This window comes from Pseudomonas sp. MAG002Y (assembly GCF_019400845.1).
Classification (GTDB): domain Bacteria; phylum Pseudomonadota; class Gammaproteobacteria; order Pseudomonadales; family Pseudomonadaceae; genus Chryseomonas; species Chryseomonas luteola.
Genome location: NZ_WOEJ01000009.1, coordinates 144350 through 166754, shown reverse-complemented (window position 1 = coordinate 166754; position 22405 = coordinate 144350). Strand labels below are relative to the sequence as shown.

General features: G+C 57.9%; 24 protein-coding genes. 9 read left to right on the top strand and 15 right to left on the bottom strand.

Features of this window, described 5'->3' with window-relative positions:
- Window positions 1-16: 16 nt before the first annotated feature.
- Window positions 17-901 carry a LysR family transcriptional regulator gene (locus GM154_RS14780; RefSeq protein ID WP_010795221.1) on the bottom strand — a complete coding sequence of 295 codons (885 nt, stop codon included), beginning with the start codon at window positions 899-901 and terminating at the stop codon, window positions 17-19.
- 107 nt (window positions 902-1008) lie between these two features.
- Between GM154_RS14780 and GM154_RS14775 the strand changes: the two genes are divergently transcribed.
- On the top strand, window positions 1009-2154 hold the full coding sequence (locus tag GM154_RS14775) for a YbfB/YjiJ family MFS transporter (RefSeq protein WP_074824637.1): 1146 nt from the start codon (window positions 1009-1011) through the stop codon (window positions 2152-2154).
- Window positions 2155-2157: 3 nt separating this feature from the next.
- Here the strand turns inward: GM154_RS14775 and GM154_RS14770 are convergent, their stop codons facing one another.
- Window positions 2158-2595: a DUF4345 family protein gene (locus tag GM154_RS14770; protein ID WP_010795223.1), complete on the bottom strand. Its 438-nt coding sequence runs from the start codon at window positions 2593-2595 to the stop codon at window positions 2158-2160.
- Window positions 2596-2790: 195 nt separating this feature from the next.
- Here GM154_RS14770 and GM154_RS14765 point away from each other — a divergent pair, with 195 nt between their 5' ends.
- Complete coding sequence (locus GM154_RS14765) at window positions 2791-3216, top strand: DUF411 domain-containing protein (RefSeq protein WP_219652622.1); 426 nt, start codon at window positions 2791-2793, stop codon at window positions 3214-3216.
- A 63-nt stretch (window positions 3217-3279) separates the two neighbouring features.
- Window positions 3280-4176 carry a pyridoxal kinase PdxY gene (gene pdxY / locus GM154_RS14760; protein WP_219652621.1) on the top strand — a complete coding sequence of 299 codons (897 nt, stop codon included), beginning with the start codon at window positions 3280-3282 and terminating at the stop codon, window positions 4174-4176.
- 54 nt (window positions 4177-4230) lie between these two features.
- Here pdxY and GM154_RS14755 read toward each other — a convergent pair whose 3' ends face one another.
- Both GM154_RS14755 and GM154_RS14750 read right to left on the bottom strand, forming a co-directional pair.
- On the bottom strand, window positions 4231-4614 hold the full coding sequence (locus tag GM154_RS14755; RefSeq protein WP_219652620.1) for a hypothetical protein: 384 nt from the start codon (window positions 4612-4614) through the stop codon (window positions 4231-4233).
- An 82-nt stretch (window positions 4615-4696) separates the two neighbouring features.
- A complete protein-coding gene (locus tag GM154_RS14750; RefSeq protein WP_219652664.1) occupies window positions 4697-5755 on the bottom strand; it encodes an SDR family oxidoreductase in 1059 nt (352 codons plus the stop codon).
- Between the two features lie 133 nt (window positions 5756-5888).
- Here GM154_RS14750 and GM154_RS14745 point away from each other — a divergent pair, with 133 nt between their 5' ends.
- Both GM154_RS14745 and GM154_RS14740 read left to right on the top strand, forming a co-directional pair.
- On the top strand, window positions 5889-6794 hold the full coding sequence (locus GM154_RS14745; RefSeq protein ID WP_219652663.1) for a PhzF family phenazine biosynthesis protein: 906 nt from the start codon (window positions 5889-5891) through the stop codon (window positions 6792-6794).
- Window positions 6795-6859: 65 nt separating this feature from the next.
- Window positions 6860-7726, top strand: a complete 867-nt coding sequence (locus GM154_RS14740) for a neutral zinc metallopeptidase (protein WP_073449416.1) — start codon at window positions 6860-6862, stop codon at window positions 7724-7726.
- Window positions 7727-7771: 45 nt separating this feature from the next.
- Here GM154_RS14740 and GM154_RS14735 read toward each other — a convergent pair whose 3' ends face one another.
- Entirely contained in the window at window positions 7772-8368 is a 597-nt protein-coding gene (locus GM154_RS14735) for an HAD family hydrolase (RefSeq protein WP_219652619.1), read from the bottom strand.
- Window positions 8369-8454: 86 nt separating this feature from the next.
- On the opposite strand from GM154_RS14735, the gene GM154_RS14730 reads away from it, so the two are divergent.
- Window positions 8455-9192, top strand: a complete 738-nt coding sequence (locus GM154_RS14730) for a haloacid dehalogenase type II (protein ID WP_197871027.1) — start codon at window positions 8455-8457, stop codon at window positions 9190-9192.
- The gene (locus GM154_RS14725) at window positions 9189-10028 is read left to right on the top strand and encodes an NAD(P)-dependent oxidoreductase (protein WP_122041995.1); all 840 of its coding nucleotides are present in this window, start codon (window positions 9189-9191) and stop codon (window positions 10026-10028) included. The genes GM154_RS14730 and GM154_RS14725 overlap by 4 nt, the downstream gene beginning before the upstream one ends.
- A gap of 31 nt (window positions 10029-10059) precedes the next feature.
- On the opposite strand, the gene GM154_RS14720 is transcribed toward GM154_RS14725, so the two are convergent.
- The 8 genes from GM154_RS14720 to GM154_RS14685 form a co-directional block, all read right to left on the bottom strand.
- Complete coding sequence (locus GM154_RS14720; RefSeq protein ID WP_219652618.1) at window positions 10060-10500, bottom strand: S24 family peptidase; 441 nt, start codon at window positions 10498-10500, stop codon at window positions 10060-10062.
- A gap of 68 nt (window positions 10501-10568) precedes the next feature.
- A complete protein-coding gene (locus tag GM154_RS14715; RefSeq protein WP_219652617.1) occupies window positions 10569-12299 on the bottom strand; it encodes an ABC transporter ATP-binding protein in 1731 nt (576 codons plus the stop codon).
- A gap of 9 nt (window positions 12300-12308) precedes the next feature.
- The gene (locus tag GM154_RS14710) at window positions 12309-13256 is read right to left on the bottom strand and encodes an acetamidase/formamidase family protein (protein WP_197871023.1); all 948 of its coding nucleotides are present in this window, start codon (window positions 13254-13256) and stop codon (window positions 12309-12311) included.
- Complete coding sequence (locus GM154_RS14705) at window positions 13257-14864, bottom strand: ABC transporter substrate-binding protein (protein ID WP_219652616.1); 1608 nt, start codon at window positions 14862-14864, stop codon at window positions 13257-13259.
- Window positions 14865-14888: 24 nt separating this feature from the next.
- A complete protein-coding gene (locus GM154_RS14700) occupies window positions 14889-15815 on the bottom strand; it encodes an ABC transporter permease (RefSeq protein WP_258019851.1) in 927 nt (308 codons plus the stop codon).
- Window positions 15815-16663, bottom strand: a complete 849-nt coding sequence (locus tag GM154_RS14695; protein WP_122041989.1) for an ABC transporter permease — start codon at window positions 16661-16663, stop codon at window positions 15815-15817. The genes GM154_RS14700 and GM154_RS14695 overlap by 1 nt, the downstream gene beginning before the upstream one ends.
- Window positions 16660-17256 (bottom strand): ANTAR domain-containing protein, encoded by a 597-nt coding sequence (locus GM154_RS14690; protein WP_219652615.1) that lies wholly within the window; start codon window positions 17254-17256, stop codon window positions 16660-16662. Before GM154_RS14690 ends, GM154_RS14695 begins: the two co-directional genes overlap by 4 nt.
- Window positions 17253-18395: a transporter substrate-binding protein gene (locus GM154_RS14685; protein ID WP_219652614.1), complete on the bottom strand. Its 1143-nt coding sequence runs from the start codon at window positions 18393-18395 to the stop codon at window positions 17253-17255. The genes GM154_RS14690 and GM154_RS14685 overlap by 4 nt, the downstream gene beginning before the upstream one ends.
- A gap of 496 nt (window positions 18396-18891) precedes the next feature.
- Between GM154_RS14685 and GM154_RS14680 the strand changes: the two genes are divergently transcribed.
- A complete protein-coding gene (locus tag GM154_RS14680) occupies window positions 18892-19113 on the top strand; it encodes a hypothetical protein (protein ID WP_037029664.1) in 222 nt (73 codons plus the stop codon).
- Between the two features lie 222 nt (window positions 19114-19335).
- Here GM154_RS14680 and GM154_RS14675 read toward each other — a convergent pair whose 3' ends face one another.
- Together GM154_RS14675 and GM154_RS14670 are read right to left on the bottom strand one after the other, a co-directional pair.
- On the bottom strand, window positions 19336-19806 hold the full coding sequence (locus GM154_RS14675; RefSeq protein ID WP_074824681.1) for a copper chaperone PCu(A)C: 471 nt from the start codon (window positions 19804-19806) through the stop codon (window positions 19336-19338).
- Window positions 19807-19888: 82 nt separating this feature from the next.
- Complete coding sequence (locus GM154_RS14670) at window positions 19889-20284, bottom strand: DUF2946 domain-containing protein (protein ID WP_219652613.1); 396 nt, start codon at window positions 20282-20284, stop codon at window positions 19889-19891.
- 418 nt (window positions 20285-20702) lie between these two features.
- On the opposite strand from GM154_RS14670, the gene leuA reads away from it, so the two are divergent.
- Window positions 20703-22361, top strand: a complete 1659-nt coding sequence (gene leuA / locus GM154_RS14665; protein WP_219652612.1) for a 2-isopropylmalate synthase — start codon at window positions 20703-20705, stop codon at window positions 22359-22361.
- The last annotated feature ends 44 nt before the right edge of the window (window positions 22362-22405 follow it).

The window sequence follows — 22405 nt, the reverse complement described above, 5'->3', positions numbered from 1 at the left end:
ATTCGTCATACGAATTTCAAGCACCAAAAGACTTAACCGCCACATTTGACACGTCACTCTGCAAGGCAATCCACGCTTTGAGATTTGCACCCTGGCGTCCCTTGCGCCACATGAGCCATGTAGTGGCCGTGGCGAAACGGGCCTCGAGCGGATGGCACGCAACGCGGTCGCGCCCGGGCAAGCTATCCAGCATGGCCTTGGGCATCATGGCAACGCCACCGGCAATCACGCAGGCCAGCATGCTGTGATAGGACTCGATTTCCATGATAGGCCCCATGGCACCGCCTGTCGCCGCAAACCAGGCCTCCAGCCTCAACCGGTAAGAGCAACCGGTTCGGAACGTAAATACAGGACGCCCGGCCACATCGGCTGCTGAATGTACCGGAGGATGATCAGCTCCGGTCACGAGCACCATGGGCTCCTCGAACAGCGGAACGCCTTCCAGGCCGTCATGCCGGGCAGGCCCGTCAACCAACGCAGCATCCAGCCGTCCTTGCAGCAATCCATCGATGAGCTCGCCGCTGGGACCCGTCTGCAGTTGCAGCTCTACACTGGGATACTGCTGATGGTAGGCCGCAATCATGGCCGGAAGATGAATAGCGGCAGTACTGTACATCGACCCCAACACAAAGGCGCCTGCCGGTGCACCATCCTGCACGGCCGCTCGGGCCTCGTCCGCCAAGGCGAATAATCGCTGGCTGTATCCCAACAGCACCGTACCTGCCGGAGACAAATGCAGCCGCTGACGCTCGCGCTCAAACAAATCCACGCCCAGCTTGTCTTCAAGCTGACGCAGGCGCGTCGACAGATTGGAAGGCACCCGATTTAACAGCTCTGCTGCACGGGCAATGGATCCTGTTTCAGCCACCGCCTGAAAAATGCGCAGTTCAGCCAGTTCCATAACCATTCTCTTTAAGTGAACAACCCATTCTTATTTATTCAGTTTTAGAGAAACTTAACAAGCCCTACCCTATATACATCAATCAAGAACCTACATAGGGACCACTCATGACCGCCCTGCACCGCCTGCTTGCCTGCCTGGTCGCTCTGTCCGTTGCGATGGGCATTGGCCGCTTCGCATTGACGCCTCAGCTTCCACACTTGATTGCGGAAGGCCAGATAGACCTGACAGCCGCAGGCCTACTGGCTGCTGCCAATTATCTGGGTTATCTGGTAGGTGCGCTGGACGCCTTCTTTGCTCGCCAGACCCGCTTTCGGCTCGTTGCCGGCCTGTGGTTATGTGTAGGGCTGACCCTTCTCTCGGTGTGGGCCGAAGGGTTCTGGCCCCATGCCCTGCTTCGCTTTGGCGCAGGCCTGGCCAGTGCCTGGGTGCTGGTGATGGTTACCGGGCTCAGCCAGGGCGTAGCGGCACAGGCAAACATGCCGAAACTGGGCGCACTGGTCTTTGCTGGTCCTGGCGTAGGGATCGTACTGAGCGGCCTGCTGGCCCTGGTCACCAATCTGAACGGCCAGGGTTCGGCAACCCTGTGGCTGATCTATGCAGCGGTGGCGCTGGTAATGACCATCGCTGTACTGCCAGCCCTGCCGCGGGCGACTACTGCTCATGCAGTTACATCAACCAAGCCGATCTCGCCACGCATGGTCCGCCTGACAGCCGCCTATGCCCTGGTTGGCATGGGCTATATCGTTCCGGCTACATTTCTTTCCCAGATGGCTACGGCGCGCTTCCACGGCGAATGGGTAGCTGATCTGTTCTGGCCTGCCTTCGGTTTGGCGGCCGCACTGGGTGTGGTGCTGGCCAGCTTTCGTCGCCAGCGGCCCGGTGCCACAAGACGTTGGCTCATCGCGACTCTGTGGCTGCAGGCCGCTGGCGTCTTGCTATGCCTGCTGCCCGGCATGAGCGCACTGTTTCTGGGTGTGCTGCTGTGTGGGGGACCGTTCCTGGCCTCCATGCAACTGGTGATGCAGCATAGCCGTGAGCTGGCTCCAGAAACGCCTCACCGCAATGCCGGTCTACTAACCGCTGCGTTCGCAGGCGGCCAACTATTGGGCCCTCTGCTGGCGGCTGTCAGCAGCCATTTCAGTGGTGGGCTTGGCCCGGCACTCTGGATGGCGGGTGCCGGACTGATCGTGGCCGGAGGGCTGATGCTGCAACCAGCCCCTCAGGCCGCAACGCAGCCTTCCGCCAGCTGAGTTTCAATCGTCTTCGTAATCTCCGTAGCGCTCGTCCAGCATGCGATTCCAGCGATCCAAAAGGCGCAGCGCTACAATCGCCAGGATGGCGATGACAATCTTGTAAAGCTGGCTGTACCAGTCGAAGTTGGCCTCGCCCGCATCTGCCAACAGGGCGCCAATAAGCCGAACGCTGGCAGTCGACAACTGCAAAAAGACGATTAACAGCAAGGCAGCCCGTACCAGTTGAGGGCGGAACACTGCAAAGCCGGTGAACAATGCCAGACCGAATTGCAGGCCGCCATAGAAGACCTGGGTTTCGGTAACCGAGGCGGAGTCCATGAGCAGCACTCCGCTGGCATTGGTCATTTCATAGGGCCTGAACCAATAGGCCAGCGCCAGACCGGCCCAGACCAGTGTCTGAACGATCAGAACCGCACGAGCAAAACGCGTGTAAAACATCCCCTGTTCTCCCTTGGGGTGTAGCCGCATGGGCCAAACCAGACAGATCCATTCAAAAAGCCAGAGAGCAACGAGCCTTTTGAACAGTCCTTAACAAGTGGAAGCACTTTGCACAGCGAAAGACCCAATGCCTCCTGCTCTTCGAGCGGCCGTGAGTTTATGCTGCCTGTATGCCAACCCGAAAGAGACCTTTACATGCGCCGCCTAGTTCTACTCGCCGCTTTGCTCGGCAGCACAGTTCACGCAGCCGAACCCTTGACGATTGACGTATACCGCGATCCCAACTGTGGCTGCTGTAGCCAGTGGATCAAGCATCTGGAGGCAAACGGCTTTGCCGTTCACGATCACATGGAGCCCAACATGAGCGAACTCAAGGCCCGGCTGGGTGTACCGCCACGATTTTCGTCCTGCCATACTGGTGCGATCGACGGAAAGTTTGTTGAAGGACACGTACCAGCCCACGACATTCTGACTCTTCGCCAGCGCCCTGAACTGCTTGGCGTAGCCGTACCCGGCATGCCCCTGGGTTCTCCCGGTATGGAGATGGGTAATCGGAAGGACGCCTATGAAGTGCTGGGGCTCAAAACGGATGGCAAGGATGAAGTGGTGTCACGGCACTAACGGCCCATGTCCCTTTCATAAACAGTACAACGCCTCCTTTATTGGATAAGGATCTGCAACCCTATGGCTTCTGAGACGCTCGGCTCTCCTCCTCTGGTACTTTCCATCCAGTCCCATGTTGCCTATGGCCATGTGGGCAATGCGGCGGCAACCCTGCCGCTACAATTGCTCGGCATTCAACCGGTCGTCGTCAACACCGTGCAGTTTTCCAACCATACGGGGTATGGCGAGTTCAAGGGACAGGTCTTTCCCCCTGAGCATATCCATGATGTGCTTGACGGGCTGAGAGCACGCGGCATTCTCGCGCGCTGTGATGCGGTCCTGTCGGGCTATCTGGGCGACGCCGCCATTGGTGAGGTTATCCTGTCCGTGGTACAGGAGATCCGAAAGAACAAGCCGGGCGTGCACTACCTTTGCGACCCGGTAATGGGCGACGTGGGCCGCGGCGTCTTCGTACGACCGGGGATTCCTGAGTTTTTGCGTCGACGGGCCATTGAGCAGGCCAGCCTGATTACACCCAACCATTACGAGTTCGAGCTGCTGTATGGATCATCGCTGGCGTCGACAGAACATGCTATCCAGGCCGCTCGCGAGTTACTCGGCACGCCTGAATGCCCAGGCCCGGACACCATTGTTATAACGAGTCTGCGAACGCCGGATCTTCCACTCGACAAGCTCAGCACACTGGCGGTGACCGCTCGAAGTGCATGGATGGTACAGACCCCCTACGTTGAGCTGCAGCCACTGCCTAATGGCATGGGCGATGTGTTTTCGTCCGTACTGCTGGGGCATCTGCTGGGTGGGGTCAGTACGCCTGAAGCCGTAGCCAATGCCGTTAGTACGCTTTATGCCCTGGTGGCCCGCACTACACCGGGTAGCCGCGACCTGCCCTTGATCGCAGCACACGATCAGATCATGTCCCCAAGCGAGCACTTTGAGGCAATACGCCTGACCACCTGAGCCCTCTTATGATAAAGCCCGCGTCAGGCGGGCTTTATCGGCGCAACGCTATCATCAGGGATTTTTGCCCGTGTTGGCAGCCGGCCCCATGCCCGGCGTTGAGCCTGCACCTGTGCCGTTAGTGTTGCTGTCCATTCCCATACCCGCCCCAGTGCCGGTATGGCTACCCTGGCTACGGTGCGTGCCATGATCCATGGTGTCAGGCCCTGTCTTCGAACCGGTGCTGTTATTCATGCCATCCGGTGTTGTGGTCCTCGCGCCTTTGCCATTGTTGGGTGAACTGCCTGAGTCGGCACCTGGCGTCACATCATTGCTGTTCACGCTAGGGCCGGGTGTTACCGGCTCGGTCGGGGATGTCGGATCGGTCGGGCCGGTTTGAGCAAAGGCAGACGTGGAAAGCAGACCTGCCAACGCTGCTATAGCGAGTTTCTTGTTCATCGGGCACCTCCTGGCTCTTGTATGTGTGTGTCTAGGGTTTGGCACCAGGAGACTCGGGAGGTGCAAGTGCAGCGACCAGCGGTCAGGGAATGATCCGCTCGGCCCGCAGGCGATTGAACAGGTCGATGAAGGATGCTCGGCTGTCGTGGTATCCCAGGAAGCCCAAATCTCGGCTCTTGGTCATGTCGTTCAGGCACTCGATTTCACGTCCCAGGTCTGCATCGCTGTGCCACCAGGAAGCCAACTTGCCTACGTCGGACTCAACGAGCTCATAGCGACGCGCCATCTCCTCCCATACCGGTCCAATGTCCTTCATCTGCTCTTCCAGCGGTTGACGCTCGTCCGGGCAGGGCGCGGCCTCCAGCCCGAAAAAGTCCGCGATCTGTGTCCACATCCAGCGCCAGCGGAATACATCGCCATTGACGGTATTGAGCGCCTGGTTCTGCCCGCTGGGCGACAACGCTGCCCACTCTATCTGGCGCGCCAAAAGGCCGGCATCGGTGATATCCGTCAGGCCATTCCATTGCACCTTCGAGCCTGGGAATACGAAGGGACGTCCGGTCTCTTTGCAGATGCTTGCATAGATAGCCAGGGTCACGCCCATGTTCATGGCATTACTGCCACGCGCCATGCCGATCATGCTGTGAGAACGGTGCACGCTCCAGCTGAAGCCGCGGCGCTCGGCATGTTCAAAAAGGATGTCTTCCAGCGTGTAATAAAAGTTCTCGCCCGGCAGACGCGGGTGCTCCTCGCGGAATGGCGTCTCGGCGGCATTCTGACCATAGCTTTCGAATGGGCCCAGGTAGTGCTTGGTTCCTGTTACCAGCGCCATATGCTGAAGAGGCGCGTTTTCCAACGCCTTGCAGAGGTTGCGCATCATGGCACCGTTGGCCTCGACATTCTCTTTCTCGGTGTCGCGGCGGGTCCATGTACAGAAGAAGGCATGGGTAATGGGGAGATCCTTCAACGCGGCGGTCAGCGACTGCTCATCCAGCAGATCACCGGTCACAGGAATGACACCTTCCTGGTTTGAGGGCTTGCGAGCCAGGCCATACACCGTCCAGCCACTGGATATCAACACATTGGCCAGGTTGTAGCCGGAAATCCCTGTCACACCAACAATGAGCGCTGTACCTTTCAACATGAATATTCTCCACGATGGGGATGCCGGGCATCCGCATGAAACAAAGATGAGTCGCGCCGATTACCGGCTTGGCATGAGCCGTTGCGTACACGTAGCCTTGTGGACTCACCAACCCTTGTTAGGAGCCCCTATGTCGCCATTGGTTTACTGGCATGTGGATGTTTTTGCGAATCGTCCGCTCGCGGGTAATGGGCTAGCCATCTTCCCGGATGCCTCGGGCCTGCCTGTCAGTACGCAGCAGAAACTGACCCAGGAGCTGCGCCAGTATGAATCCATCTTTCTTGAGCCACGGGCGCAGGCAAATACCTTTGGTGCACGTATTTTCACGATAGAGGAAGAGCTGCCTTTTGCCGGCCATCCGCTAATTGGGGCTGCCGCCCTGCTCCACCATCAGCACGGGCAGGCCGAGCAGGAGACCTGGCGGATCGAGCTTTCGGAAAAAACGGTCTCCCTGATGACTCACCGCGCCGCGACAGGCTATTACGCCGAGATGGATCAGGGCCTTGCCCAATGGGGATGCCAGTTGGATCAGGCGCAGAGCCAGTGGTTTGCCCACGCCTTTTCACTACGGTTGAGGGACCTTGATGCTGATTACCCACTTATGGTTGTCAGTACCGGGCTGCCCTATCTGATCCTGCCGGTCAAAGGCAGCCAACTGGGCCGTGCGCGGATTGTAGCGCAGGATCTGGAGGCGCGTTTGCACGATATTGGCGCGGCATTCGTGTATGTCTTGGATGTAGAACGTGGCGAAGGTCGCAGCTGGGATAATGCCGGCTTGGTAGAAGACATTGCGACAGGTAGCGCAGCGGGTGCAGCAGCGGCCTATCTGGTCCGCCACGGCTGCCAAAGCGCTGGAAAGCCCTTCGTTATTCATCAGGGCAGCTTTACCGGGCGCCCCAGCCAAATGGATGTCTCTGTAGATGAACAAGGTGCCGTACGGGTAGGTGGACATGTTCATCTGCTGTCTCGCTCCGAATGTGTGGTCGAACTGCGAGCTCGCCAAACGGCTGAGGGCTCGAGTCACCACGTTTCGTAACATTTTGGCGCACTCTGCCAAACGCCCGTGGTCTCACCCACAAAGCGTTCAAGCGAGGCGATGAGATGGATTGGGGTAAAGGGCGGCGTAGCGACAACGTTGAACAGGCCACCGGTGGCGGTGGCCGTGGGCTGCAAATCGGCGGTGGCCTCGGTGTTGGCGGGGTTCTGCTGGTCGTGGTGTTCAGCCTGGTGACAGGCCAGGACCCGCTCCAGGTCCTGAGCATGGTGACAGGTTCAGGCGGCGGAGCGCAGGTAGCCCAGCAAACCCAGGCGCCGGACGCCAACTCCAAACAGGTGGATTTTGTCCGCGCCATCCTGGGCGACACCGAAGACACATGGGGCGAAATCTTTGCGGCCCATGGAGAACACTATCAACAGCCCAAGCTGATTCTCTTCAACGGTCATGTGCAATCGGCCTGCGGCTCCGCCAGTGCCGCAACCGGCCCGTTCTATTGTCCGGCTGACCAGCAGGTTTATCTGGATCTTTCCTTCTTCGACGAGATGGAGCGCCGCTTCTCGGCAGCCGGGGATTTCGCCCGCGCCTATGTCATTGCCCATGAAATCGGTCACCACGTGCAGGACTTGGTCGGCACTACGGAAAAAATGCAGGCTGCTGAGCGCCGTGGCATGCCTGCCCAAGGTGCGCAGGGGTTATCCGTTCGCCTGGAACTGCAAGCCGACTGTTATGCTGGCGTTTGGGCAAATCATGCCCAGAAACGCCTACACTGGCTGGAGCCCGGTGATCTTGAAGAAGCCATCAACGCAGCCCATGCTATTGGTGACGACCGTCTCCAGGAGCAGGCTCAAGGGCGCGCCGTTCCCGACTCGTTTACCCACGGCACCTCCGAACAACGGGCCCGCTGGTTCAGGACCGGATTCGACAATGGTGCGGTAGAGCGCTGCGATACGTTTACAGCGTCTCGTTTATAACCTTGCAAAGGCGGGTACCCGATCGATCGGATCGGTACCCCTCTCTCAAGCCGGCGCGATGCGCTGCGCCAGGGCGAAACAGTCCACGGCATGATCATCAGCCAGCTCTGGCCAGGTATTCTCCGGTGCGTTGACCAATACCGTACGCGTACCGGCTGCGCGGCCACACTCCAGATCAATTCGATGATCGCCGACCATGACCACGTCGCTCGGCTGCACCTGCCAGCGCTCGATAAAATGCTGCAGCCCACCTGGATGCGGCTTGGGTGGCGCCTCGTCTCGCCCAAGCACTTCCGCCCGATTGAAACACTCCGCAATACCAATAGCTTCCAGCGTTACGTAGGCCAGCTCCTGAGCATTACGGGTCAGGATACCGATCCGGCAGTTGCGCGCGCATAACGCCCTGATCAGCTCAACCGCCCCCGGGGCAGGCTTGGAACCCATAGCCAGCTCCCGCTCATGCTCAAGCAGCCAGGCATGCTTGGCCTTGCGGTCCGCCTCGGGCAAGGCGGCCAGGTAATGGAGGATATCGGCCTCAGGTGGTATCTCCAGGGCACGCCGAATGGCTGCGAAATCATGCACGGCAACCGTCAAGGTACCGTCCATATCAAATACCCAATGGGTGTAGTCACAAAGGTTCATGGTCTTCCTAAATCAGATTGGGGAACTGCGCCGCACCTCTTTCCGTCAAGACAGTAGGTACTTCTTACGCAGGCGATGAGTTCGCAATGAAGACGACAGTACACGCACTTTTGTTCGATGTGTTCGGCACCGTAGTCGACTGGCGGGGTAGTTTGATCGCCTCACTTGAGTCCTTTGGGGAGAAAAACGGCCTTAAAGCCGACTGGCCTGCCCTTGTCGATGCCTGGCGAGCTGAGGCCTACGGCCCGCTGATGGATGAGATTCGCGAGCGAACGCTACCCTGGACGCCGCTTGACGACCTGCACCGTGTGGCGCTTGAGGAACTGCTGCCCCAATACGGACTGGTTGGCCTGACCAAGGCTGAAGTGGACTGGATTCATCGCCTCTGGCATCACCTCAATCCCTGGCCGGATGCCGTTCCCGGTCTGACTCGACTCAAGCAGGGCTATAGCATCAGCGCCTTGTCCAATGGCAACGTTGCCATGCTGGTCAATATGGCACGCCACGCCGGCCTTCCCTGGGATATGGTATTCGGCGCGGATCTGTTCAATCACTACAAGCCTGATGCCGAATGTTACCTCGGCGCCTGCACCCTGCTGGGCCTTGAACCTGAACGAGTCATGCTGTGTGCGGCCCATAACAATGACCTTCAGGCAGCCAGTGAGCTGGGTCTGCGGACGGCCTTTATTCAGCGCCCTCTGGAAAAAGGACCAAAAGGTCCGATCGAACAGCCAGCCGACGGCTGGGATCTGGTTGCCAGTGACTTGCAGGATCTGGCCGATCAGCTAGGAATGAAAACAACAACCCACGAGGATGAACCATGACGCTGACCGTTGCCCTGATCGCCCCAGGCTCCATGGGCGCTGCTGTGGGCCGCTATTTGCGCGATCACGGCCTGGATGTCTGCACCACCCTGGCTGGCCGCAGCGTGGCTACCCGCGAGCGCGCCGCAGCGGCAGGGTTGCGGGAGGTCGAACAGGAACAGCTGGGTGAAGCCGACATTCTACTCTCCATTGTGCCGCCGTCCGAAGCCTTACCGCTGGCGCAAGAGCTGGCCCCCATTCTGGGCCGCATGAAAAAGACCGTTTATGTAGACTGTAACGCTATTGCTCCAGCCACCGTCGAGCAGGTCGGTCAGACCCTTACCGATGCAGGATGCGCCTTCGTCGATGCGGCCATCTTTGGCACGCCTCCTTCGCCTGAACGAACGTGCCCCTCGTTCTATGCCTCAGGCGAGCATGCCGCGCGATTTGCCCAGCTCAACGACTATGGCCTTCCGGTGAAGGTACTGGAAGCACCCATCGGTGCCGCGTCAGGACTTAAGATGAGTTATGCCGGTATTACCAAGGGGCTGACCGGCCTTATCGCTGCCATGGTGCAGGCTGCCGAGCGCAGTGGTTCCGGCCAGGCATTGCGCGATGAACTCAAATGCAGCCAGCCGATGCTTTACGAGTGGGCTAACGAGAAACTGCCCGACATGTACCCCAAAGCCTACCGTTGGGTAGCAGAAATGGAAGAGATCGCTGCCTTTGCGCAAAAAGACCGTCCCAGCGAGGCACTGTACCTTGCCATGGCACAACTCTATTGGCGCCTGGCCGAAAACCGGGCAGCCGGCGCCGGAAACGATGTGGCAGAACTGGAAAAGTGGCTGGCGCGTTGAAGCAGTGGATTAACGGCAGCGCCGACGCTGATTACGTTGCCGGTTGTGCCACATAGCTAAGCACAAAGGTTACGACGCCACACGCATCCAGAGGCTCATCGCGACCGTAATTGATTGGGCGCGCCTGACGATGCCCACCCAACAGCAGGCGACCGCCCTGGTTATCATGCGTCAGTCGGCGTATTTCATACTGGCCGTTCACATCCATGATAACCAGATGCCCCGGTCGGCATTCTACTGCCCGATCGATAATTAGCCGATCTCCCGGATAGATCCTGAACTCAAGCAGGCTTTCATCATCCACCATCACCACCCAGATTGGTGACTCGCCCAACCCCACCAGCCTATCCAGCGAGATGGCGTTTTCTTCCCATTGACCCGCCGCAGACTGAAAGCCGCTGATCCGCAGAGAGTCCGCCTCGGGCAATAAATGGCGAAGCCGCTCGCTTCGCCCTAGTACGGTAATCGACATACCTGATGACCCAGATAACTGTATATGCGTACAGATACCAGAGCAGCAACCTCAGGTCAATCAAAGACTTAAACCGCAACCCAATGATCCAGATCTACCGCGCGATAACGTTGCAAGGGAGCCTGATAACCACGTGGCTTGATAGGGTCAGGCGTTTCGACTTCCTTGAGCAGGCTTTTAAAGTCCTTGCGGTGATCCACATCCGGCATGGGCACAGCAGCCAATAGCCGCCGCGTATAAGCATGTTGCGGATTTCCAAGCACCTGATCACGCTGACCGATTTCAACGATCTGACCGCAAAACATGACCGCCACACGATGACAGATACGCTCGACCACTGCCATGTCGTGGGAAATAAAGACGTAGCTCAGCTGATATTCCCTCTGCAAGCGCTCCAGCAGATCGAGCACCTGTGCTTGTACGGACACATCGAGCGCCGATACGGACTCATCCGCAATGATGACCTTGGGGTTGAGCGCCAGCGCACGGGCAATACAGATACGCTGCCGCTGTCCGCCCGAAAACATATGCGGGTAGCGCTCCATTGCCTCAGCCGGTAAGCCAACCTGATCCAGTAATTGGGCGACACGCCTCTTACGGGCCGCAAGATCGCCTTGTCCATGAATAAGCAAAGGCTCGCCTACGAGGTCCAGGATTGTCTTGCGCGGATTGAGGGAGGCGTACGGATCCTGAAAGATCATCTGGATATCTTGCCGCACCGGCTTGAGCGCATTGCCGACAAGCCCATTCAACTCCCGCCCCATGAGCTTCACGCTGCCCTGGTAACTCAGCATGTTCATGAGCGCTCTGCCGGTCGTGGACTTGCCGCAGCCGCTCTCCCCTACGATTCCCAAGGTTTCGCCCTGGTGCAGAGTGAGGCTTACGTTTTCCACCGCGTGAACGTTGCGAGCTTCCTCGAACCAGCCGCCCCGCAGCGGAAAACGCACGGTGAGGTCTTGAACCTCCAGCACTACTGGCTGCATTGCTCGCGATTCAGGTTTGGCGGCTGTTCCCAGTACCGGCACGGCCGCCAGAAGCTTTTGCGTATACGCTGCCTTGGGCGTCCTGAAAAGCTCGCGTACCGGTGCCCGCTCCTCCATCACGCCCTGATTCATCACCACGACCTCATCGGCCATTTCCGCCACCACGCCCATGTCATGGGTGATCATTAACAGCGTGGTGCCAAACTCGCCCTGTAACTCGCGCATGAGTTCAAGGATCTGGGCCTGAATGGTGACGTCCAGGGCTGTGGTAGGCTCATCAGCAATCAGCACCCGCGGACGGCAGAGCATCGCCATGGCGATCATTACCCGTTGCCGCATCCCGCCGGACAACTCGTGGGGATATTGCGTAAGGCGCTTTTCCACCTGGGGTACACGCACCGCGTCGAGCATTTCACGGGCACGCTGCCGCGCCTGACCACGACTCACCGCCTCGTGCCGACGTACCGTCTCCTCCAGTTGCTGGCCAACGGTCATCAATGGGTTGAGCGATGTCATGGGCTCCTGAAAGATCATGCCGATGTCCTTACCCCGGAGCGCCTGCATCTGCCGCTCGGGCAGATCCAGCAGATTCTGTCCCTCGAAAAGGATAACGCCGCTGGGCAATCGCGCTATCTTGGGCAGCAACCCCATGATGGCCAGCGAGGTGAGGGATTTACCACTGCCGGACTCTCCGGCGATACACAGGGTCTTGCCACTGTGCAGGGCAAAGCTGAGGTCATTCACGACGCGCCTGCTGCCAAACTCGATGGACAGGTGCTCGACCGACAGCAAAGGCCGGGGTGTCTCGGCAGTCATGGCATTACCTCAGTTGAAGACTACTTTGGGGAAGTAGAACGAGACCACCCAGTTCGGCATGTCCACCACTTCACTGATTCGCAGATCACCACAGACCGAGCACAGCATGTAGGCCTGTTCGGCAGGCATGCCGTGCTCACGGCAGAGCCAGTCGATCGTGCTGCTCACCGCCTGGCGGGCCGCGTCCATCAGGTCAGGCGCAACACCGGTAAAGGCCTCGTAGCCCATGGCATCCAGGTGACGGGTCACCGGCCCCGGCGTACTGAAGCGCGGCGCAGCCAAGGGAGTGGACTTGATAAGGTCCAGCTTCACCACCACGTCCATGGCGCTCTCGATGGCCGTCCCGCAGACCTCACCGTCACCTTGGGCTGCATGGGTATCCCCTATTGAAAACAACGCCCCCTCTACTTCCACGGGCAGGTACAGGGTAGTGCCGGCGGCCAGGTCGCGGATGTCCAGGTTGCCGCCCACGCGACGGGGCGGTACGATCGAATGCGGTCCTGGTGCAGCCGGAGCGACGCCAAGGGTGCCTGCGAACGGCTTGAGCGGAACTTTGCCAAACGCACCGAACGCGGCAGGTGCCAGGCTCTCCTTGTCGTAATGCCACAAGGCCAACGCCGGTTCCTTGAACTGATCGGCCAACAGGCCAAAGCCTGGAATATTCGCGGTCCAGCCAAAGCCGCAAGGCTTGAAGCTGTCGATCGTCACCTTGAGCACATCACCTGGCTGGGCCCCTTCGACAAAGATCGGCCCGGTAACCGGATTAATCTTGTCGAACGGCATCGTGGACACATCGGCGGCGACCGACTGTGCGTTGAAGTAGCCGTTGGAGGAGTCATGGCACTGAAACTCCAGTTCGGTTCCGGGCGCTACCCGAGCCGTTGGCTCGAAGCTGTTGTCCCAGCCAAAATGGCTGTTGATGCTATGGATCGTTTTAACCAAGCAGTTCTGGCACATTCACTTCACCCAGATGTAGTCGTAGTTGACAGGGACGTGGACAGGGTCGACATACAGCGCATCGTCACCTCCCATGCGAGCAGATCGCACGGTAAAGCGCTGCTCGTTGAAGATCGGCACCCACGGCGCATCGGCCATGACATCGGTAAAGATCTTTTTCCATAAGGCAATCCGCTCGGCCTGCTGCTCGGGTTTGGCCATCGAATCAGCCCTTTTCGCTTCGGCATCCAGCGCCTTGTTGCAGTACAAGGCCCAGTTCCAGCCACCCGCTACCGCCCCCTCGCACCCCAGGATCGGGCCGTAGAAATTTGATGGATCGGGGAAGTCGGCGATCCAGGCCATACCGCCCGACCACACCATAGGTGCCTTGTCTTTCTCGCTACCTGCCGCAATCACGTTGGCCTGCGCCAGGGACTTGATCTGTGCACGAATACCCACCTTGGCCAGGTCCTGTTGGATGGACTGGGCGATACGTGGCTGCGGGTCGGTATTCATCACATACAGCTCGGTATCGAAACCGTTGGGAAAGCCTGCATCGGCCAGGAGCTTCTTGGCGCCCTCCACATCGTAAGCATAGCCCTTGAACGCAGCGTCATACCCGGGCATGGCAGGCGGCAGTGGCTGGTTGGCCGGCTTGGCGCGACCATTAATGATGCGCACAATCCGGTCCTTGCTGATCGCCATGTTTACGGCCTTTCGAACCTCAAGTTTGTCGAACGGAGGCAGCGTGGTCTTCAGCGTGAGGTATCCCGTTTGTAACTGGTCACCGATGACCATCAGCTCCTTCTGCTGCGGGTTATTCTTGAATTGCAGGAATTGCGCGGGGGGCACACCATCCCCGGCAATGTCCACTTCACCCTTTTGCAGACGCATCAGGGAGACCGTCGGGTCCTGGCCGATCTCGAATTTGATGCTATCCAGATACGGTACGCCAGCATGGAAGTAGTTCGGGTTCTTCTTGAAGACCAGCTGCTGGCCGAGTTTCCACTCGGCCAGCTCGAAGGCACCGGAACCTACCGGATGCTTGCCGAAGTCAGCGCCCCACTGTTCGACCGCCTCTTTCGGAACGACCGAGGCGAAGTTGATCGCCATGATGTGCAGGAAGGTAGCGTTAGGCTGATTCAGCTTTATCTTGACGGTGTATTCATCAGGCGTCGTGACCCCGCTCAGCGTCTGGCTCTTGCCAGAGGTCATGTCTTCATAGCCCTGGATGGACGAGAAAAATCCGGCGCCCGGACTCTGGGTTTTCGGGTTGACGGCCCGCTCCAGGGAATATTTCATGTCGCTGGCCTTCAACTCGCGACCATTATGGAATTTGACGCCTTTCTTCAGCGTAAAGGTGTACTCGGTGCCGTCATCAGAGACGGTGTACTGCTCGGCCAGTGACGGGATCAGCTCCGTCGTGCCGGGCTTGTAGTCGACGAGCCTGTCAAACAGGCTTTTGATCATGGACCAGTTTTGCCAGTCGTAGCCAATAGCTGGATCCAGCGTCGCCACATCGTTCTGATAGGTGATGACCGCCTCGCCGCCCGTCTTGGGTTCGGCCGCCAGCAGGTTGCCAGCGAACAGCGTAGCCGCAATGGCCAGGGATAAAGCGTTCCTTCTCATGCTCCTGCCTCTTTTTAGATGTCGTTAGTGCTTTTTCACATCGATACGCGGATCAACCAGCGGAATCACCAGATCAGCCAGCAGATTGCCCACGACAATCGCCACGGCCGAGACGGTCGTAACGCCAACAATGACGGGAATGTCCACTTGCTGAATGGCCTGCCAGGCGAGCTGACCGATGCCAGGCCAGCCGAACACGGACTCCACGACCACCAGCCCACCCATAAAAATGCCGATATCGATTCCGATCATCGGAATGATTGGAACGATGGCGTTAGGCAGCACATGGCGGAACACCACACGCAGACGACTCAGCCCCTTGGCCCGCGCCGTCCGAATAAAGTCCTGATGTAAGGCCTCGATCATGGAGGACCGCACCATCCGCGAGTACCAACCGCTCCCCAGGAGCCCCAGTGTCAGAGCAGGCAACAGAATGTGGTGAAACTCGCCATACCCCCCCATGGGAAACCAGCCAAGCTTTACGGCAAAGAAGTACAGAAAAAGCATGGCGGCGATGAACTGGGGGGACGACACGCCTATGAAGGAAAAGGCCATGAGCAGGCGGTCGGCAAACGAATCCCGCTTGAGCGCGGCGATAATGCCCAGGCCGATCCCGATGATCAGCTCGAACAGGATGCCCATCCCCATGAGCTGCAGCGAAGGCACAAGACGTGAGCCGATCAGCTCAGAGACCTCCGAGCGCTGGATAAAGGAGCGCCCCAGGTCGCCGTGTAACAGCCCTTTCAGGTAGTTGAAGTATTGCTGGTAGAACGGTAGATCCAGCCCCAACTGATGGCGAATGTTCTCGACCACCTCGGGTGTCGCGCTGCGCCCGGCGATCTGTCGCGCCGGATCGGCCGGCAGCATGAACAGGAGCAGATAGGTAATCAGCGTAACCCCTAGCAGGATCAGCAATGCGTACGCCACTCGGCGGGTCATGAAGGTCAACATCAGCCTCTCCCCTTCAGCGTCGGATCAAGGGCATCGCGCAACGCGTCACCGACCAGATTGAACGACAGCGACAGCAGTACGATGGCCGCCCCGGGAAACAGCACCAGCCAGGGCGCTGACGTAAAGTAGGTCTGACTTTCAAAAATGATGTTGCCCCAGCTGGGTGTTGGCGGTTGAACCCCCACACCCAGAAACGACAACGTAGCTTCCAGCAATACGGTGGTGGAGATGCCCAGCGTGGCCCAGACCAGAATCGTAGGGACCAGATGCGGTAATAGGTGCGAGAAGAGAATGCGCATGGAGCTTGCGCCCAGGGTACGCTCGACCTCAACGAAATCCCGCGCTGACAAGGCCACGGTTTCCGAGTAGATCACCCGGGCGATCTGTACCCAGTTCACCATGGCGATCACCAACGCCACGATCCATACGCTGGGCTGAAAGATGGCTGCCAAGGCGATGGCCAGCAGCAACGCTGGAAAAGCCATCATAAGGTCGGTAAACCGCATCAGAATCGTTCCGAGCCAACCGCGTATGAAGCCCGCCGCAAGGCCGACCAGCGTGCCGATCAATACGGCAATCCCATTGGCCAGTACGCCGATGAATAAGGAGGTGCGTGCGCCATAGAGCAGGCGCGACAGCAGATCACGGCCTAGCAGATCCGTTCCCAGGTGATACGTCGCATCCGGCGGTAACGGCGCGCCCTCCAGGGTCAGTCCCTCGATGAACTGCTCGGAAGGATCGTAGGGCGCCACCCAGGGCGCCAGTACAGCCAGCAGCACGATTGCCACAATGAACAGCAATGCGATTACGACGGAGGGCCGACGATACAAGGTGGCTACGCCCGTCATGAGCGAGCCTCCCTTGCATCCTGCCGATGCGCCTGGGTCAGATCCAGGCAGATCTCTTCCAGGCTCCGGTTGGTTTGCATCGAAAGGTGACGGATACGCTCGTAGGCCTGCGTTTCCGTGACGTCCAGCTCGACCATCAGCCAGGCCAGCGCCTGAGCCACGAGGGGGCGGCTGTCCACCTTGTCTTGCAGACCTACGACTTTCTGCTGTTCATCACGCAGCCGGTCGCGCAGCCCGATGGCCATCATCAGCGTGGTGTAAACCGAGCCCTGCGTGATGGGCTTGTTCAACATCGCAGTTGCGCCTAACTCTAGCGCACGCTGAATTTGTGACAGCGTCTCGTGCTGGGTCAGTGCGATGATCGGCAGAGCGCGCCTATTCGCCTCGGCCAACAGCACGGGGCTGGCGAACTGATCCAGTTCCACGACCAGCGCCAATACATCATTCAGGCCGGTTTCGACATCCTGCGCCACGACCGACGCCGCAACACCCAGACGCTGCAGGCTTTTTTGCAGACTCGCCTGGGCGCGCTCATCACAATCCACCAGCAGCAAACGGGTATTCTCGAAATCGGGACGCTTAAGCAGAGTCACTTGACGATCCTCAAATGGCGGGACGGTACGGCATGCCGCCGGGTACGAAATACGCTGAGGTCAGTCGCCGTCAGGTACGGGTCCGCCTCACACAATGCGGGCTCGACATGCCGGATCACGAAGCGCTCGTCTTCAAGTTCGGCGATGTAGCACGGTAGGCTGGTGTGGTTATTGCGGGGCGATACCTGTAGGTCGCCCAACGCTGTTTTCACCGGTGCGGCATACAGGGCTTTGCATACCTCGACCGGTGTATCGTTGCCGCCTCTCTGGCAGGCCTCCGCCAGCAGATACACTCCGGCGTAGGTACAGGAGTAATAGTGTGAATAAGGGTGCGGCCCATGCCGACGGCGTTGACGCAGGCTGAATATCGGGTCCACCGCCTCGAAGTAAGGTCCGCAGGAAAACAGCCGCAAGGCCTGCATGCGTCCGAGCTCGACCAGCTCCCCTTCGGTAAAGTTGCAGCTGAGCACCGGCAGGCGCATATCACGCTCGACGCACACCTGGTCCAGCTGCTGCAAAAAGGCATAAGAAGATTCGCCAACCAGGTTGTTCAGTACGAACGTTGGCCGACTGGTGAGTAAACTTTCGATCACCTCGCCAAACGCAGTAATGCCTAAGTGAAAATACTTCTCACCGCAAGTGACGCCACCCGCTGCCTCCATGATCTCGCGGGCAATACGGTTGCTTTCCCAGCCCCATACGTAGTTGGAGCCAATCAGCATGGCTCGGCCGCCAAATGCCTCGATGGCAAAACGCAGCAGGGGAATCAACGTCTGGTTAGGACAGCCCCCGAGGTATAAGACGTTTTCGCTGCTTTCGAACCCTTCATAAGGGCATGGAAACCAGAGCAGACTGTTGCGCTGCTCAAGATCAGGGATGATGTCCTTACGGCTGGCCGAAGTGATAGGCCCGAAAATGTGTCGGACTCCACGTGCATGCAGCTCAGCCAGCCCCTCACTGTAGCGCTCTGGTCTACCTTCGGGGTTGAAATGATGCAGGCGAAGCTCAAAGTCCAGGTGACCGCTTCCATTAAGCTCGGCAATGGCATGCTCTGCACCCGCTAACGCATTTCGGCCCATACGCCGGTAAGTGCCGTCGGTAGAGAATAAAGCGCCAATCGATACCACCTTACCGTGCATTTTTTCGCTCCAAAAAAAAGCCCGAACAGGTGTCGTGAAACACGTGTTCAGGCTTCGTTACCCGGGCGCATCGGGGCGCATAAAGAGTCAAGGCTTACAGGCACATCGCCATGCTTTGTGAAATAGATAAGAAAAAATGATGCCAACTCTCCTTCTATCAGGGAACAAGGGCTCTAGCTCGTGCTCTAACCGCTTGCCTCCTCTGATGATGTGCACCACTTTCAGGCATGATCAGACGGGAAGGCCCTGTTTCGGAGCGTTTCCATACTTGGAAAGTGTTTCGAAAGGCCCCATTCATTGAGGCTGACAAATAACGCAATACATTAAGAATAGGTGACAAGACCGTTTAGGCCTTATATAAATAGGGCTTAGCCTGATGGCAGTTCAGTAATCTTTTCAACTTGGCCATCGACTCGTGCGGTCAGTAGCAATACACGCTCGCCCTGAGCTTGTATCAACCGCCTTGACTACAACAAATAGTGAAGATTTAAATAAAGTGACGAAAGAAGAACTTCGCGCCGAACTGGAACGCCAGGCCCAGCGCTTTCAAAACATCTATGGTGGTGAAATCACCACATACGCGGCTCAATCGACTCCTGACCGTAAACCCTGGCGGAAACGTCCCAGCGTCATGGACAAGGTCTACGAAGCGGAAGTGCAGAAGATCGCTGAACAAAAAGCTCATTCCGAGCAGGACGTTCACGAACAGGAAGCCTGACCGGCACCTGTTGTCTACCAAGACTACGAAGGCGCTCACCGTCAGGTGATCACCTCACTTAGTGACAAAAGAGGCATTGTCATGCCTCTTTTGTCACTGCCTTCACACTGATCCCTTTGCCGACACGCCAATGGAGCTGACGGCTACTCGACCTATTTCTATTTCCTTTAACCCGCCTGAACTCCCTATCAGGGCTATCCAGGCAGACTCGAAGGAAAAGAATCAGTGCTGATGATGATGCTCATGGGCGTCAGGCGCGTCATCCTGAACAGCTACCTGCACTTCAACATTACCTGCCTTCTCGAAATGCAGCGTCAGCGGAAAACGCTGCCCTGCAACCAGAGGCTGCTTGAGCCCGACCAACATCAGGTGATTACCCTGAGGCTCCAGGCGCAACTCGGCACCGGACACGATCTCGGCCCCCTGCTCCATATGGCGCATGCCCATCATCCCATCCTTGTTGATAGTGGTGTGCAGTTCAGCACTAGCCGCGACAGGCGAATCAGCGCTTAACAGCCGATCCGCCTGCTTACCGTGATTGTGCACGACAAAGTAAACCGCTCCGGTGGGCGCCCCGGGAGGCGTAGCGCGTGACCAGGGATGATCAATATGCAGCTGACCCGTTTCATACTCATGTGCCATGGCATAGGGCGTGAGAAGCAGTGCAGCAACAAGACTCAACAAAATACGCATAAAAATACCTTACAGGCGTCAGACGCCAGCGTGAACAAAACAGAATTACCGTGCCGTCGAGGCACCTAAAATATCGAGTTGCTCAAACACCTGCAGGCGGCGCCCGGGTCATGGCCCCTATAAAAACGGGCAGCCGCGCAAATCCCCGTGCAGCCAGGCCCAGGTATACCGGGCTGTCATACAGTGTGCGCGGCGGACGTATGAAGAATTCAGATGAAAGCGGCGGATTATTGAACAACAGATCGCAATAGCCGCATTTCTCCCAGACATACACCCAGTGTGGCGTCTGTGTAATCTGCAAGGTATTCGATACGGAGGGCTGCTTGTCCAGAGAATGGGTCATGCCATCGTGATGATGCTCATGCCTGTGGACGTGATGGGCTGCCAGAGCCTGGGACACCACCGGTGCGACAAAGGCCATGGCCATGGCAAACAAGCCAAGCCAGGCAAAACGTCGCGGGCGCCTCTGCGGTATCACGTATCAGCTTCCAGTCTCAGTGAGTCCTTATGGTCGCATGTTTGATATTCCCAGGCGACCAGACATCCGAACCATCGCTCGGACACCCTTTACGCGCATCAAAAATAATCCAACAAACCTCTATTTTTTAAATTTTTATTGCTTTAAAAAGCGTCTTACGATGATTTATACCAATTTTTTAAACATGCTTGCCATTCAAGGCATTCCTCACTAGTGTTGAGGGTATGACTACTTCACATACCCTCATCCTGCTACGGCAACACGCCTGCCTGCGTCTGGTCAGTCCGCGACTGCGACCCTGAACTCGACACACATCGAATTCACTTGCCGCAGTGCTTTCTAGCGCCATGACCGGCAATTCAACTATGGCGCCGCTCTTACAGTCGCGGAAAGAAACAAGAACTAAAGGATTATTCTCATGGCCATGCTCAAAGATCCGTCCAAGAAATACCGTGCATTTCCCACTATCGACCTGCCCAACCGCACCTGGCCGTCCAAGACCATTACCGAAGCGCCCATCTGGCTAAGTTCGGACCTGCGTGATGGAAACCAGTCTCTGATCGAGCCAATGGACAGCGAGAAGAAAATGCGTTTCTTCAAGACGCTGGTGCAGGTAGGCGTAAAGGAAATCGAGGTAGGCTTCCCATCAGCCTCGCAGACCGATTTTGATTTTGTCCGTGAGCTGATCGAAAACGGCCACATTCCGAATGACGTTACCATTCAGGTATTGACCCAGGCGCGGGAGGACTTGATCGAGCGCACCTTCGAGTCGTTGAAAGGTGCCAAGCAGGCAATCGTGCACTACTACAATGCCTGCGCGCCCAGCTTCCGTCGCATCGTCTTCAACCAGGACAAGGAAGGCGTCAAGGCGATTGCCGTCAATGCTGGTCGTGTCATCAAGCGCCTAGCTGATGCCAATCCGCAGACGCAATGGCGTTTCGAGTACTCACCTGAGGTATTCAGCTCCACGGAAACGGATTTTGCCGTCGAAGTATGCAATGCCGTGATCGACGTTTTCCAGCCGACCCCACAGAACCGCCTGATCCTCAACCTGCCCGCCACCATCGAGGCGGCCACGCCAAATGTCTATGCGGATCAGATCGAGTGGTTCTGCCGTCATGTCAATCGTCGCGACAGCGTGCTTGTCAGCCTCCATACTCATAACGACCGCGGTACTGGCGTTGCAGCCAGCGAGCTGGGCCTGATGGCAGGCGCTGATCGTGTCGAGGGCTGCCTGTTCGGCAATGGCGAGCGCACCGGCAACGTGGACCTTGTGACACTGGCTTTGAATCTTTATACCCAGGGAGTCGATCCCAAACTGGATTTCTCCGACATCGATGCCGTACGCAAGGTGGTCGAGGAATGCAATCAGTTGCCGGTTCATCCCCGCCATCCCTACGTGGGTGATCTGGTGCACACCGCGTTTTCGGGCTCACACCAGGATGCCATCCGCAAAGGTTTCGTCCAGCAGAAGCCGGACACCCTATGGGAAGTGCCCTACCTGCCGATCGACCCCGCCGACATTGGTCGCAGCTACGAGGCGGTCATCCGGGTTAACAGCCAGTCCGGCAAGGGTGGTATCACCTATCTGCTTGAGCAGGAATATGGCATTACCTTGCCGCGTCGGATGCAGATCGAATTCAGCCAGGTCGTTCAGAAGGAAACCGATCGCCTGGGGCTGGAAATGACGGCACAGCAGATTTACGACTTGCTTGATAACGAGTATCTGAAGGCCGTTTCGCCTTACCAGCTCAAGCGTCACCGTTTGCAGGAAGAGAACGGTATCAGCGCGGTCAACGTTGAAGTCATGGCCAAGGGTGAAACCCAGCATTGGCAAGGCACCGGCAATGGCTCACTGGAGGCGCTGGTGTCAGCTCTACCGGTCCAGATCGAAGTCATGGATTATCATGAGCACGCTATTGGTGCAGGCGCCAATGCCAAGGCGGCGGCTTATATCGAGGTTCGCCTGGACGGTGGCCGCCCGTTGCATGGCATCGGCATCGACGAAAACCTGACAACCGCCAGCTTCCGCGCACTCTTTAGTGCCCTGAACCGCGCCGTTTCCCAGACACAGTAACGCCTTTGGCCCCGGTCAATGACCGGGGCCCCAACCTTTCGCTC